Source organism: Devosia sp. Z11_6, assembly GCF_058133665.1.
In genome coordinates this window covers 122,389-135,329 of record NZ_JBYUNQ010000005.1, presented here as the reverse complement: position 1 = coordinate 135,329, position 12,941 = coordinate 122,389, and the positions used below count along the sequence as shown (strand labels likewise).

Below are 12,941 nucleotides of genomic sequence, written 5' to 3'. Positions count from 1 at the left end.
ACCCTAGCCCTCCCCTCAAGGGGGAGGGGACCTATCGTGCCCAACTCCTTGCTCTCGGCTCCTGCCCTCCCTCCCCCTTGAGGGGAGGGCCGGGGAGGGGGTGGTGCGGTGGGCCACTGATGAACCCCCACCCCCAACCCCTCCCCTCAAGGAGGAGGGGAGGCTCTCCACCGGGCTCTAGGCGGGAGTTCAGCAAGCGGTCCACTGCGCTTAAATATCTCCTCGCAAGCCAAATCCCGCAGCCATCGCCTCCCTCCCCCTTGAGGGGAGGGCCGGAGAGGGGGTGGTTATGTGGGCCACTGATCGACCCCCGCCCCCAACCGCTCCCCTCAAGGGGGAGAACCCGCCGCACTCCGCGTCCGCCGGCATTCACGCGGAACTGACGGCCCCCATCACCCCCACCCACCGCAAATCAACCTTTGCCCCTCGCGCCTCACCTTGCTAAAAGGCCGCCAACCTCCCCCAAAGATTGCCGCCTCCATGACCGATACCGCTGCAAGCGCCACCGAAACCGATTATTCGTCGACGCTGTTTTTGCCGCAGACCGAGTTCCCCATGCGCGCCGGGCTCCCCGATCGCGAGCCGCTCTGGCTCAAGCGCTGGGAAGAGATGGATCTTTATGCCCGCCAGCGCGAACAAGCGGCCGATCGTCCGCTGTTTACGCTCCATGACGGCCCTCCCTATGCCAATGGCAACATCCATATCGGCCACGCGCTCAACAAGACGCTCAAGGACATGGTGTCGCGCTCCATGCAGATGCTCGGTTTCAACTCGGCCTATGTGCCCGGCTGGGACTGCCATGGCCTGCCTATCGAATGGAAGATCGAGGAGCAGTATCGCGCCAAGGGCCGCGACAAGAACGAAGTGCCGATCATCGAATTCCGCCAGGAATGCCGCGCCTTTGCCGAGCAATGGGTCGATATCCAGCGCGACGAGTTCAAGCGTCTGGGCGTGCTGGGTGAATGGGACAATCCCTATCTGACCATGAGCTTTGACGCCGAAGCCCAGATCGCGCGCGAGCTGATGAAGGTTGCCGCTTCCGGCCAGCTTTATCGCGGCTCCAAGCCGGTGATGTGGTCGGTCGTGGAGCGCACCGCCCTCGCCGAAGCCGAGATCGAATATCAGGATTATGAAAGCGACACGATCTGGGTGAAATTCCCGGTGCATGGCGCTTCAGCCGAAGCCGGCGCGGATTTCGCCGCCACCGCCCGCCAGGTGCGCGACCTCGGTTCCGCCTTTGTGCTGATCTGGACCACCACCCCCTGGACCATCCCCGCCAACCGGGCGATCTCCTATTCCTCCAAGGTCGCTTATGGTCTCTACGAGATCACCGCGGCTCCTGAAGGCAATTGGGCCACGACTGGCGAAAAATACGTCATCGCCGACAAGCTCGCGGCCGAAGTCTTTGCCAAGGCCAAGGTCGAAAGCTTCACGCGCCTTGGCGATGTTGATCCCGGCCAGATCACCGCCTGCCACCATCCGCTGCGCGGCCTTGCCGACGGCTACACTTTCGATGTGCCGCTGCTCGATGGCGAACACGTCACCGATGATGCCGGCACCGGCTTTGTGCATACCGCGCCCAGCCACGGCCTCGATGACTTTGAAATCTGGATGAACTCGGGCCGGCTCCTCGCCGAGCGCGGCATCGACACCTCCATCCCCTTTGCCGTGGACGATGCCGGTTTTTACACCGCCGAAGCCCCGGGCTTCGAAGGCGCCCGCGTCATCGATGACAACGGCAAGAAGGGCGACGCCAACAATCGCGTGATTGCAGCCCTGGCCGAGCGCGGCATGATGGTTGCCCGCGGCCGCGTCAAGCACTCCTATCCCCATTCCTGGCGCTCCAAGAAGCCGGTTATCTTCCGCAACACGCCCCAGTGGTTCGTTTACATGGACCGCGCCATCGAGGGCGTTGCCGGCGATACCTTGCGCCACCGTGCGCTCAACGCGATCGACGCCACCAAATTCTATCCGCCTGCGGGGCAGAACCGCCTGCGCTCGATGATGGAAGACCGCCCCGATTGGGTGCTGTCGCGCCAGCGCGCCTGGGGCGTGCCGATCACCGTCTTCGTGCATCGCCAGACCAACGAAATCCTCAAGGACGAAGCGGTCAACCATAGCATCGCCCAGGCCTTTGAGGCCGAAGGCGCCGATGCCTGGTACGCCGAAGGCGCCGCCCAGCGGTTCCTCGGCGAGAGCTACGACGCGGCGGACTACGAGATGGTCCGCGACGTGCTCGATGTGTGGTTCGACAGTGGCTCGACCCACGCCTTTGTGCTGCGCAACAAGCAGAAATGGCCCTACCTCAAATTCCCCGCCTCCATGTATCTGGAAGGCTCGGACCAGCATCGCGGCTGGTTCCATTCCTCGCTGCTCGAGAGCTGCGCCACCAACGGCTTTGCCCCCTATGAAAGCGTGCTGACGCACGGCTTCACCATGGATGGGGAAGGGCGCAAGATGAGCAAGTCCCTGGGCAACACCGTTGCCCCGCAGGACATCATCAAGCAATACGGCGCCGATATCCTGCGCCTCTGGGTGGCGTCCTCCGATTATTCCGAGGATCTGCGCCTGGGCAAGGAGATCGTCCAGACCACGGTGGATGCGTATCGCAAGCTGCGCAACACCCTGCGCTGGCTCCTGGGCAATCTTGCCCATTACCAGCCCGCCGATGCGACCGAGCCCGCCGACATGCCCGAGCTCGAGCAGCTGATCCTGCATCGCCTGGCCCAACTCGATGGCCAGGTGCGCGCCGCCTACAAGGAATATGACTATCGCCGTGTGGTGACGCTGCTCACCAATTTCATGAATATCGAGCTGTCGGCGTTCTATTTCGATATCCGCAAGGATGCGCTCTATTGCGACCCGATCTCCTCGGTGCGCCGCCGCTCTGCCCTGACCGTGCTCAATGGGCTTTTTGATTGCCTCACGGCCTGGCTCGCGCCCATCCTCGTTTTCACCATGGAAGAGGTTTGGCTCGAGCGGCACAAGGAAGCCGATGCCTCCGTGCATCTGCGCTTGTTCCCCGAAGTGCCCGCCGCCTGGCTCAACGACGAACTGGCCGCCAAATGGCAGCTGATCCGCAATGTGCGCCGCGTCGTCACCGGGGCGCTCGAGATCGAACGCCGCGAAAAGCGCATCGGCTCCTCGCTCGAAGCGGCCCCCAAAGTGTTCATCAGCGACCCCGCTTTGCTCGCCGCAGTGCAGGGTGAAGACCTGGCCGACATCGCCATCACCTCGGCGGTTGAACTGGTCGGGGGCGAAGGCCCCGCCGATGCCTTCCGCCTCGATGATGTGCCCGGCGTAGCGGTCGTGCCGGCATTGGCAGAGGGCCGGCGTTGCGCCCGCTCCTGGAAGGTTCTGCCCGAAGTGGGCAGTGATCCCGACTTCCCCGACGTCACCCTGCGCGACGCCCAGGCCCTGCGCGAACGCGCCGCCGCCGGTCTCTAGCCTGGTGCCCGAGCTTCGATCTCAGCTCCGCACGTCCCTTCACCTCCCCCTCCGTGGGGGAGGCCGGGTGGGGGCGAACGACTCCCGATCTTCGCACGACCCCGCGACATCCCCCAATTGGTTGGACGCCTCCCGATGAATCTGCGCGCCCTTGCCGACCCCTCCGTTTACGTCTCGCTCGCCGCAGCCGTGCTCGTTTTCGGCCTCGATCGGGCGCACAAGACCATGCAGGTGTCCGCCAACTGCATTTCGCTTCTGGCGGGTGCCTGCGTTGATCACTTCGAGGCTTTCATCCCCTTTTCCATGAGTGGCTGGAGCGGCGGGGAAGTGGTGCGCGTCACCCCGTTCTTTGATTATGTCCTCGTCTGGAACACCGGCATTTCCTATGGCCTGCTCGACGGCTTGCCGGTCTGGACCCTGGGGCTCGTCATGCTGGTCGCCGTCGTCGCCCTCGCCATCTGGTGGGTGCGCGCCGATAGTGCTCTGCTGCGTCTCGGGCTGGGCCTGTGCATTGGCGGCGCGCTGTCCAATGGCGTTGACCGGTTGATCTACGGCGCCGTGGCCGATTTCTTTCATTTCCACTGGGGCACGCTGTCGTTCTACATCTTCAACCTGGCCGATGTGGCGATCACTGCCGGAGTCGTCTTGCTGTTGCTCGACATGCTGGGCGTTGGCCGTCCACGCCCCGCTACGCCCGCTGCTTGAACATGCTCGCGCCCCAATCTGGTTTTAGGCGCGGAACTAGTTTATAAGCACTCCCGACATTCTGAAGGACGTTTCATGCGCATGGGATCCACCGGGCCACAGACTGCTGCAAAGCGAGCTTCCCTTTGGGGCAAAGCCGGCTTGGCTCTGCTGCTGACCCTGACTATGGCGGCCTGCACCACCGTGGAAGGCACCAATGCCTTGACCGATGTCGGCACTTTCGAGCGCGAGGTGATGACTTCGACTGCCCGCGGAGTCGGCCTGCTCAACCGCGCCGACCCTAAGGAAGATCTGACCCAGGCCCGCGCCCCGCTGGTGCTGCCGCGCGATGCCGCCTCGCTTCCGGCGCCGACCCAGTCGGCTGCCGCCCAGTTGCCCGTCAACAGCGATCGCGTCCAGCTCAACACCGCCGGCATGAGCGAAGCCGAGATCAAGCGCCTGCGCAATGCCCGTGTCGTCGATACCCGCACCATCGCCGGTCGTCCCCTGACCGAGCAGGAAACCTCGGCGCTGACCGCCCGCATGCAGGGCGCCAATATGGAGGTCAGCACCACCGGCAAGCGCCCGCTTTATCTGCCGCCTGACGACTATTTTACTCGCGTGGGTGATGCCGATTTGCTGTGCCGCACCCCGAGCGGGGAAGTGGTCTCGCTGCGCGACCGCCGCTGCCCGGCCGATGTGCGCCGCGCCATCGAGGCCCAGCAGCCCCAGGTCACGAGCCCTGGCACTTTGGGCGCCGGCCCCAATGCCAGCATGAAGAGCATGACCAGCAGATAGGCTCAGGCCGCACTCGTTATTCAGCCCCGCCCATTGCGGCGGGGCTTCTTGTTTCCGCGCCGCCCCTTTGGGTCCCGCATGAAAGGCACCGAACTCATGGCCGACCAACCAGCCTCCCCCGATACCGGCGATCGTCTCGCCAAGGTCATCGCCCGCTCCGGGCTTTGCTCGCGCCGTGATGCCGAAGTGTGGATCACCGAGGGGCGCGTCGCCGTCAACGGCAAGAAGGTCATCACCCCCGCCTTCAACGTCACCGACCGCGACAAGGTCACCGTCGATGGCGCCCCGCTCGCCGCCCGCCAGGGCACCCGCGTGTGGCTTTATCACAAGCCCGCTGGCCTCGTGGTCACCGAGAAAGACCCTGAAGGCCGCCCCACCATCTTTGAAGCGCTCGAAACCCACGGCCTGCCACGCGTCGTGTCGGTCGGCCGGCTCGACATCAACACCGAAGGCCTTTTGCTCCTCACCAATGATGGCGGCCTCAAGCGCGTGCTCGAACTGCCCGCCACCGGCTGGCTGCGCCGCTATCGCGTGCGCGCCCATGGCACCGTGACCCAGGCCGCCCTTGATCGCCTCAAGGACGGCACCGAGATCGATGGCGTCAAATACGGCTCCATCGAAGCCACCCTCGAGCGCGAGCAGGGCTCCAATGTCTGGCTCGTCATGGCACTGCGCGAAGGCAAGAACCGCGAGGTCAAGAACGTGCTGGGCGCGCTCGGACTTGAGGTTAATCGCCTGATCCGCGTCTCCTATGGCCCGTTCCAGCTCGGCGACATCCCTGTCGGGGCCATCGAAACCGTGCGGGCGGCCACCCTGCGCGACCAGCTCGGCAAAAAACTCGCCGAAGCGGCCGATGTGGATTTCGACAGCGAAATGCCTGAAGCCAATGCGCTGATCGGCAAGCCCACGCGCGACCGCCTGACCGGCCGCGGCACCAACACGGTCGAGATCGCCCGCCAGCGCTTCCGCTTCACTGACCACGCCGAAAAAACCGAGGAAGAACTGCGCGCCGAACGCCCGCGTCAGGATCGTCCGGGTCGGTTTGACAACCGCAAGCCCGGCCCGCGCCGCGTCGAGGAGCGCGAGGAATACGAGGCGCCACCGCGCCGCGTGATCTTTGATGATGGCCGTGAAGAAGAATTCGTGGCCAAGCGTTCCACCCGCGCCCCCGCCTTCCGCGACAGGGACGACCAGCCCGCCCGCAGCTTTGGCAAGGCCCCCGAGCGTCCCGCCAAGCCCGCCTTCGACAAGCCCCGCGGCCCTGGCCGCGAGGATGGTGACCGCAGCGGTCCAAAATCTTTTGGCGACAAGCCCAAGCGTTCATTCGGTGACCGTCCCTCCGGCGGCAAATCCTTTGGTGATCGCCCCGGCGGCGCCAAGTCCTTTGGTGATCGCCCCGGCGGCACCAAGTCCTTTGGTGATCGCCCCGGCGGCACCAAGTCCTTTGGTGATCGCCCCGGCGGCAAGTCCTTTGGTGGGCGTCCTGGTGGCAACAAGTCCTTTGGCGATCGGCCCCGTCCGCCACGCTCCGAAGGTGGCGCCGAGCGCCCAGCGCGGGAGTTCACCGGCACGCCCCGTGGTCCGCGCCGCAGCGATGCCGAACGCCCGCAGCGCGATTTCCAGCCGCGCACGCGCGCCGACGCCGAGGCCGCGGGCGCGCCCCGCGCTTACACCCCGCGCCCCGACACCGATCGTGCGCCCTCGCGCCCTGGCCGCAATTTCTCCGACAAACCGCGCGGCAATCGCCCCGATGGCGATCGCCCACAGCGCGGTCCTCGCCCTGCCGGTGATCGGCCGCAACGCCCAGCTGGTGCTCGCCCTGGTGGCCCTCGTCCCGGCCGCGACGAGTTCGGCTCGGAAGCCAAGACCTATGGCAAGCCCAAGGTTCGCCCCGACGGCAAGCCCCATCCCAAGCGCGAAGGCGCGGCCCCGGCCCGCGGTCCGCGTCCCGGCGGCTTCGGCAAGCCCGGCGGCTTCGGCAAGCCCGGTGGCGCCCGCCCCGGTGCTTCCGGTGGCGCCCGCCCTGGTGGCGGCGGTCGTCCGGGTGGTGCTGGTCGGCCAGCGGGTGGGGCAGGGCGCCCATCGGGCCCCCGCCGGCCAAAACCCTGACCGCAAGCGTGCCGAAAGGGGTTTGAGCTAGATGCGCATCGTTGCTGGCCGCTTTCGCGGCAAGGGGCTCAATTCGCCATCCGATCTCTCGATCCGGCCCACCGCCGATCGGGTTCGCGAATCCATGTTCAACATCCTCGCGTCCCGCCTTGGGCCGGTGTTGGATGGTGTTCGCGTGCTTGATTTGTTTGCCGGCACCGGCGCGCTGGGGCTCGAAGCCCTGTCGCGCGGCGCCAGTCACGTCACCTTTGTCGATACCGGCGCTGAAGCCCGTGGGCTGATCCGCGACCATATCGAGGCTTTTGGCGCCGGGGGCATCACCAAGCTCCTGCGCCGCGACGCCACCGATCTGGGCGTGCCCGGCTCGATGAAGCCCTTCAACCTCGTTTTTCTCGATCCGCCCTACGGCCAGCAGCTCGGCGAACAAGCGCTTGCGGGCCTGCGCGATAACAACTGGCTCGCCCCCGGGGCCACCATCGTCTGGGAAGAAAGCCGCGACGCCACCCTCGACATCCCCGCCGGCTTCACCCTCACCGACCGCCGCGAATACGGCGCCGCCGCCATCCACTTTTTGGTCTTTGGCGAGCCGGAAGCAGCGGTCGAGGCGTAGGTAAGCCGGTGGCGAGGCCCCATCGCCTCCCTCCCCCTTGAGGGGAGGGATCGAGGGTGGGGGTTCAGGCCGTCGGACAAACTCGTCACGGGGGAAGACCCACCGCTCGAACCCCCACCCCAGCCCTCCCCTCAAGGGGGAGGGGGCGCATCGCGCATCTGGACGGTCAGGAGTACTTAACAGCGTGGGAGGTCCAATCTCTCCCACCCACCAGCTGTCACCCCGGTTTTGAGCCGGAGCCCATCCCGAAATTCTTCCGCTTGCCCCAACGGCCCGGCCCCATCGCCTCCCTCCCCCTTGAGGGGAGGGATCGAGGGTGGGGGCCGGCCGTGGGATACACTCGAAACGGGGGAGACCCACGGCTCGAACCCCCACCCCAGCCCTCCCCTCAAGGGGGAGGGGGCGCATCGCGCATCTGGACGGTCAGGAGGACTTAACAGCGTGGGAGGTCCAATCTCCCTCGCCCCCAGCTGTCACCCCGACCCTGAGCCGGGGCCCGTCCCGAAATTCTTCCGCTTTCGCCAACGGCGGGGCCCCATCGCCTCCCTCCCCCTTGAGGGGAGGGATCGAGGGTGGGGGTTCAGGCCGTCGGGAAAACTCTTAACGGGGGAAGACCTACCGCCCGAACCCCCACCCCAGCCCTCCCCTCAAGGGGGAGGGAGGGCATCGAGCCTAGCCCCTACACCCCCACACAAGCCTCGCACCGCCCGCGAATTTCCATCGTCGTGCGCTCAACCTTGAACCCGGTCTTGCCCGCCCATTCCCCCAGCCGGCTTTCGATCACGGGGTCAGCAAATTCATCGACCTTGCCGCACCCTTCGCAAATGGCAAAGGCAATCAGCCCCTTGCGATGGCAGTGCTCGTCCGCACAGGCAACGAACGCATTGAGCGATTCCAGCCGGTGGGCGAGGCCCCGTTCCACCAGCTTGTCGAGCGCGCGATAAACCTGCAGCGGCGCCCGCAAACCGTCCTCGCGCAGCCGGTCGAGAATGTCATAGGCGCTGAGGGGAGCCGAGGACCCGGTCAGCGCGCCCAGCACCAGCCCTTGGTTGCGCGTCAGGTCGGTGGGTGCGGCGTGGCTATGCGCCATGAATTTTCCTCCCAAACAATTTGTGGACCGGCACGGCGAGCGAAACCAGAAACACCAGCAAGGCCGCCACGACGATGGAGGGTCCGGAGGCCGTATCCCAGTTGCGCGAGCCGAACAGCCCTCCCACCACGGCAATCACCCCGAGCCCCGCCGCAACCGCGGCCATGCCTTCAGGCGTTGCGCTTAGGCGCCGCGCGGTTGCCGCCGGAATGATCAGCAAGGAGGTAATCAACAGCACGCCCACCAGTTTCATAGCAATGGCAATGACGCTGGCCATCAGGATCATGAGGATGATCCGGCTCGCTTCCGGGCGCAGCCCTTCGGCTTCCGCCAGCTCGGTGCTGACCGTCGAAGCCAGCAGCGGCCGCCAGGCCAGCGCCAGCACGACGAGGATCGCCGTGCCCCCGCCATAGATCACCATGATATCCTCGACCGAAACGGCAAGAATATCGCCAAACAAAAAGCCCATCAGGTCGATCCGCACCGTGGTCAAAAAGCCCACCAGCACCAGTCCGACCGCGAGGGTCGAGTGGCTCAAAATGCCCAGCAGCGCATCGGTCGAGAGCGTCGCCTGCCGCTGCAACAGCAGCAGCGCTCCGGCGACGAGCGCCGCAACCGCAAACACGCCCAGCGTCATGTTGAGTGACAAGATGATCGACAGCGCCACGCCGAGCAGCGCCGAATGGGCCATGGTGTCGCCGAAATAGGCCATCCGCCGCCACACCACAAAACACCCCAGCGGCCCCGCCACCAGCGCCAGCCCAATCCCGGCGATGAGGGAGCGCGAGAAAAAGTCACCCAGCATATGTGTGTTCCTCGATAATCGATGGGCGGGAGATGAAGTCACCGGATACTTGCGCCTCTCCAACGACCCCCACCCCAACCCTCCCCTCAAGGGGGAGGGAGGCCCTAGCTCTTACACCTCGGCATGATTTTCGGTCAGAGGGAAAGAACTCCAGATCACTGCCCCCGGTGCTCTTGTCCTCCCGCCCCCTTGAGGGGAGGGGTCGAGGGAGGGGGTCGTCGAAACCGCCCCGATCCGCCAAACGCGCGGTCCCGTTCCCTCCCCCTTGAGGGGAGGGCTAGGGTGGGGGTTCGGGCGCCTCCAACATACTCGGCTTTCATGCCCCTAGTGCCCATGCCGGTGCCCCCCATGCCCGTGCGAATGAGCATGCTCATGCACCGCCCCCGCCGCCACCACGCACCCATCATCATGATGCTCATGGTCGTGGTGGTGCTCATAAATCGCCAGCGTTTCCGCCGCGCGCGGCCCGAACAGCGCGAGATATTCCGGGCTGCGCTTGACCGCCGCCGGCGTGCCCGTGCAGCACACATGTCCATTGAGGCAGATCACCGTGTCGGTTTCCGCCATCACCACATGCAAATCATGGCTGATCATCAGGATACCGGCGCGCGAGCTGTGGCGGATCTGGCGCACCAATTCATAGAGCGCCACTTCGCCGGCAAAATCGACGCCCTGCACCGGCTCGTCCAGCACCAGAAGGTCCGGCTTGCGGATGGTGGCGCGGGCAAACAACACGCGCTGGAATTCCCCGCCCGACAATTCCTGCACCGCCGCTCCGAGGAGCCGCCGCGCCCCGACCAGATCGAGCGCCGCCTCGATTTCGCTGCGGCTGAAGCGGCCGGTCAGCGTCATCAGCCGCTCCACCGTCAGCGGCAGCGTCCAGTCGATGGTCAGCTTTTGCGGCACATAGCCGATGCGCAGCCCCGGCAGGCGCGCCACCGTGCCCGTTGTCGGCTTGAGCACGCCCGTCGCCATCTTGGCCGTGGTGGATTTGCCCGAACCATTGGGCCCGATCAGCGTCACGATCTCGCCGCGCCGGATGGCCAGGTCGACCCCTTCCACCAGCACGCGCGCGCCCCGGCGCACGCCGGCGCCGCTCATGCTGATCAATGTTTCGCGTCCTGCCTGCCCGTCCATTTCCGCTCCATCACGTCGCTTGACAGCGTTCTAAACGTTATAGCATAACGCAGCAAGAACGTAATAACATAACAGGATTGCGCCGATGAAGCTGCTCCCCCTTGCCTTGGTTTCGAGCCTGCTGCTGGGCAGCACGGCCATGGCCGCGCCCAATGTGGTAGCCTCGATCAAGCCGGTGCACTCCCTCGTTGCAGCAGTAATGGAGGGGGTAGGGGAGCCGACCCTCATCGTGCGGGGCGCCGCTTCCCCCCACACCTATGCCCTGCGTCCGTCCGATGCCGGCGCGCTGCAGGATGCCGATCTCGTGTTCTGGACCGGCGCTGGCATGGAGCTGTTCCTCGCCGATGCACTGACCACGCTTTCAGGCGAAGCCGAAGTGGTGGAACTGAGCCAGGCGCCTGGCATCACCCTCCTGCCGGTCCGCGAAGGCGGCACGTTCGAAGCCCACAGCCACGAGGGCGAGGGTCATGACCATGAGCACGACCACGAGGGTCACGATCACGAAGGCCATGATCACGAAGAGCACGACCACGAGGCGCACGATCACGAAGAGCACGCCCACGAAGGGCACGACCACGACCATGGCGGCGACATGCATTTCTGGCTCGATCCGCAAAACGCCATGCACATGGTCGATGCCATCGCCGCAGCGCTGAGCCAAGCTGATCCCGGTAACGCCACGGCCTACGCCGCCAATGCCGAGCGCGAAAAAGCCGACCTCGTCGCGCTGCAAGCCGAACTGACCGCGACCCTCGCGCCCGTTGCCGACAAGCCCTTCCTCGTCTTTCATGACGCTTACCAGTATTTCGAGAACCGCTTTGGCCTCACCGTCGCGGGCTCCGTCACCGTCACCCCCGACGTTATGCCCGGCGCCCAGCGGATCGACGCCCTGCGCGCCCGCGTGGCCGAACTCGGGGCCACCTGCGTCTTTGCCGAACCCAATTTCGAGCCGACCATCATCGCCGCCATCACCGAGGGCAGCACGGCCAAAGCCGGTGTGCTCGACCCCGAAGGCGGGGCCCTCACCGAAGGTCCCGACCTTTACCCCGAACTGCTGCGCGGCCTCGCCAATGGGCTCCTGGACTGCCTGGGCTAGCTAACCCAGCGGCCCCTTGAAGATAAAGAATGCCCCGAGCGCAATGAGCCCGAACCCGATCCCGTGGTTCCAGGTGAACTGCTCGCCCAGATACGTGGCGCTGAACAGCACAAAGACCGACAGGGAAATCACCTCCTGAATGGTCTTGAGTTCGGCGCCGCTATAAACCCCGTAGCCGATGCGATTGGCGGGCACCGCCAGCCAATACTCGAAAAACGCGATGCCCCAGCTGGCCAGCACCACCACCCACAGCGCCGTGCCGGGGAATTTGAGGTGCCCATACCAGGCAAAGGTCATGAAGAGGTTGGACGCGATCAAGAGCCCGATCGGCGCCAGCGTGGCGAAGTTCCAGCCCATCGCGATTACCGCGCGCCCTTGGTGGGCTGCTCGAGCGCATACAGCGCATCGCTGATCGACTCGACCTTCTTGCGCAGCAGCTCCTGGGCGTCATGCAGCCCGCGATTATAGTAATAGGCGCCCATCTTTTCGGCGAAAAAGGTCATCAGCATCTCGGCCGGCATCGGCCCGATGGTCTGGTCCAGTTCCAGCCGGAAATAATCCTGGATCTCCGCCACCATGGCCTTGGTTTCGTCGCGGCTGAACTTGATCGGCTTCATTGCGGGCAGGGCTCCAGAATCGGCGGCACGATAATGCCGCGATCGCCCGTCCGGCAAGCGCCACGCCGCGATTGACCCCTCCGGCCCGCCATGCGAGAACACAGCCTGTGTCGGTTCCCCAAGCCCGTTGTGGCGCGGGGATCAAAAGGGAACACGGTGCGGATTACCCATCAGGGGCCAAAACCGTGGCTGCCCCCGCAACTGTAAGCGGTGCGCTCCTCTCCTTATGCCACTGGCAGCCAAGCTGCCGGGAAGGCGGGAGGCGCTCTATTCACCGCAAGCCAGGAGACCTGCCGGCACAGCAACGAGCTTGTAAGCTCTTTTTCGTTCCGCGCACGGAGGGTGCCGCATGAATACCACCACGGTTTCGACTGGCCTTCAGTCTCTTTCGTTGTCCCAGCGTCTTGTCGCCGGCTCGCTCGCGCTCCTGCTTGGGCTGACCCTCCTGGTCGGCACCGGCTTTGCCGGCGATTATCGCCTGCACAACGGCGCCCATGACACCCGCCACGCCATGGGCTTTCCCTGCCACTAGGGCGGGCACGAGAGAC

12 protein-coding genes and 1 riboswitch are annotated in these 12,941 nt (G+C 65.4%); of the genes, 7 read left to right on the top strand and 5 right to left on the bottom strand.

What is annotated here, in order from left to right:
• The first annotated feature begins 480 nt into the window (after positions 1-480).
• From ileS to rsmD, 5 genes are all read left to right on the top strand, one after another.
• Positions 481-3,447: an isoleucine--tRNA ligase gene (gene ileS, locus AC3YMN_RS15240; protein WP_489890651.1), complete on the top strand. Its 2,967-nt coding sequence runs from the start codon at positions 481-483 to the stop codon at positions 3,445-3,447.
• 135 nt (positions 3,448-3,582) lie between these two features.
• The gene (gene lspA / locus AC3YMN_RS15235) at positions 3,583-4,152 is read left to right on the top strand and encodes a signal peptidase II (RefSeq protein ID WP_489890650.1); all 570 of its coding nucleotides are present in this window, start codon (positions 3,583-3,585) and stop codon (positions 4,150-4,152) included.
• A gap of 141 nt (positions 4,153-4,293) precedes the next feature.
• The gene (locus AC3YMN_RS15230; RefSeq protein WP_489890649.1) at positions 4,294-4,929 is read left to right on the top strand and encodes a hypothetical protein; all 636 of its coding nucleotides are present in this window, start codon (positions 4,294-4,296) and stop codon (positions 4,927-4,929) included.
• A gap of 78 nt (positions 4,930-5,007) precedes the next feature.
• Positions 5,008-7,038 (top strand): pseudouridine synthase, encoded by a 2,031-nt coding sequence (locus tag AC3YMN_RS15225; protein ID WP_489890648.1) that lies wholly within the window; start codon positions 5,008-5,010, stop codon positions 7,036-7,038.
• A 31-nt stretch (positions 7,039-7,069) separates the two neighbouring features.
• Entirely contained in the window at positions 7,070-7,648 is a 579-nt protein-coding gene (gene rsmD, locus AC3YMN_RS15220; RefSeq protein ID WP_489890647.1) for a 16S rRNA (guanine(966)-N(2))-methyltransferase RsmD, read from the top strand.
• A 679-nt stretch (positions 7,649-8,327) separates the two neighbouring features.
• Here rsmD and AC3YMN_RS15215 read toward each other — a convergent pair.
• From AC3YMN_RS15215 to AC3YMN_RS15205, 3 genes are all read right to left on the bottom strand, one after another.
• The gene (locus tag AC3YMN_RS15215) at positions 8,328-8,738 is read right to left on the bottom strand and encodes a Fur family transcriptional regulator (protein WP_489890646.1); all 411 of its coding nucleotides are present in this window, start codon (positions 8,736-8,738) and stop codon (positions 8,328-8,330) included.
• Entirely contained in the window at positions 8,728-9,543 is an 816-nt protein-coding gene (locus tag AC3YMN_RS15210) for a metal ABC transporter permease (RefSeq protein ID WP_489890645.1), read from the bottom strand. Before AC3YMN_RS15210 ends, AC3YMN_RS15215 begins: the two co-directional genes overlap by 11 nt.
• A 324-nt stretch (positions 9,544-9,867) precedes the next feature.
• The gene (locus AC3YMN_RS15205; protein WP_489890644.1) at positions 9,868-10,680 is read right to left on the bottom strand and encodes an ATP-binding cassette domain-containing protein; all 813 of its coding nucleotides are present in this window, start codon (positions 10,678-10,680) and stop codon (positions 9,868-9,870) included.
• 85 nt (positions 10,681-10,765) lie between these two features.
• Between AC3YMN_RS15205 and znuA the strand changes: the two genes are divergently transcribed.
• On the top strand, positions 10,766-11,776 hold the full coding sequence (gene znuA, locus AC3YMN_RS15200) for a zinc ABC transporter substrate-binding protein ZnuA (protein ID WP_489890643.1): 1,011 nt from the start codon (positions 10,766-10,768) through the stop codon (positions 11,774-11,776).
• On the opposite strand, the gene AC3YMN_RS15195 is transcribed toward znuA, so the two are convergent.
• Together AC3YMN_RS15195 and AC3YMN_RS15190 are read right to left on the bottom strand one after the other, a co-directional pair.
• Positions 11,777-12,139, bottom strand: a complete 363-nt coding sequence (locus AC3YMN_RS15195; protein WP_489890719.1) for a DMT family protein — start codon at positions 12,137-12,139, stop codon at positions 11,777-11,779.
• On the bottom strand, positions 12,139-12,393 hold the full coding sequence (locus tag AC3YMN_RS15190) for a DUF2164 domain-containing protein (RefSeq protein ID WP_172122554.1): 255 nt from the start codon (positions 12,391-12,393) through the stop codon (positions 12,139-12,141). The genes AC3YMN_RS15195 and AC3YMN_RS15190 overlap by 1 nt, the downstream gene beginning before the upstream one ends.
• 94 nt (positions 12,394-12,487) lie before the next feature.
• Positions 12,488-12,705, top strand: a riboswitch (cobalamin riboswitch).
• Positions 12,706-12,742: 37 nt separating this feature from the next.
• On the opposite strand from AC3YMN_RS15190, the gene AC3YMN_RS15185 reads away from it, so the two are divergent.
• The gene (locus tag AC3YMN_RS15185; protein ID WP_172122555.1) at positions 12,743-12,925 is read left to right on the top strand and encodes a CbtB domain-containing protein; all 183 of its coding nucleotides are present in this window, start codon (positions 12,743-12,745) and stop codon (positions 12,923-12,925) included.
• The last annotated feature ends 16 nt before the right edge of the window (positions 12,926-12,941 follow it).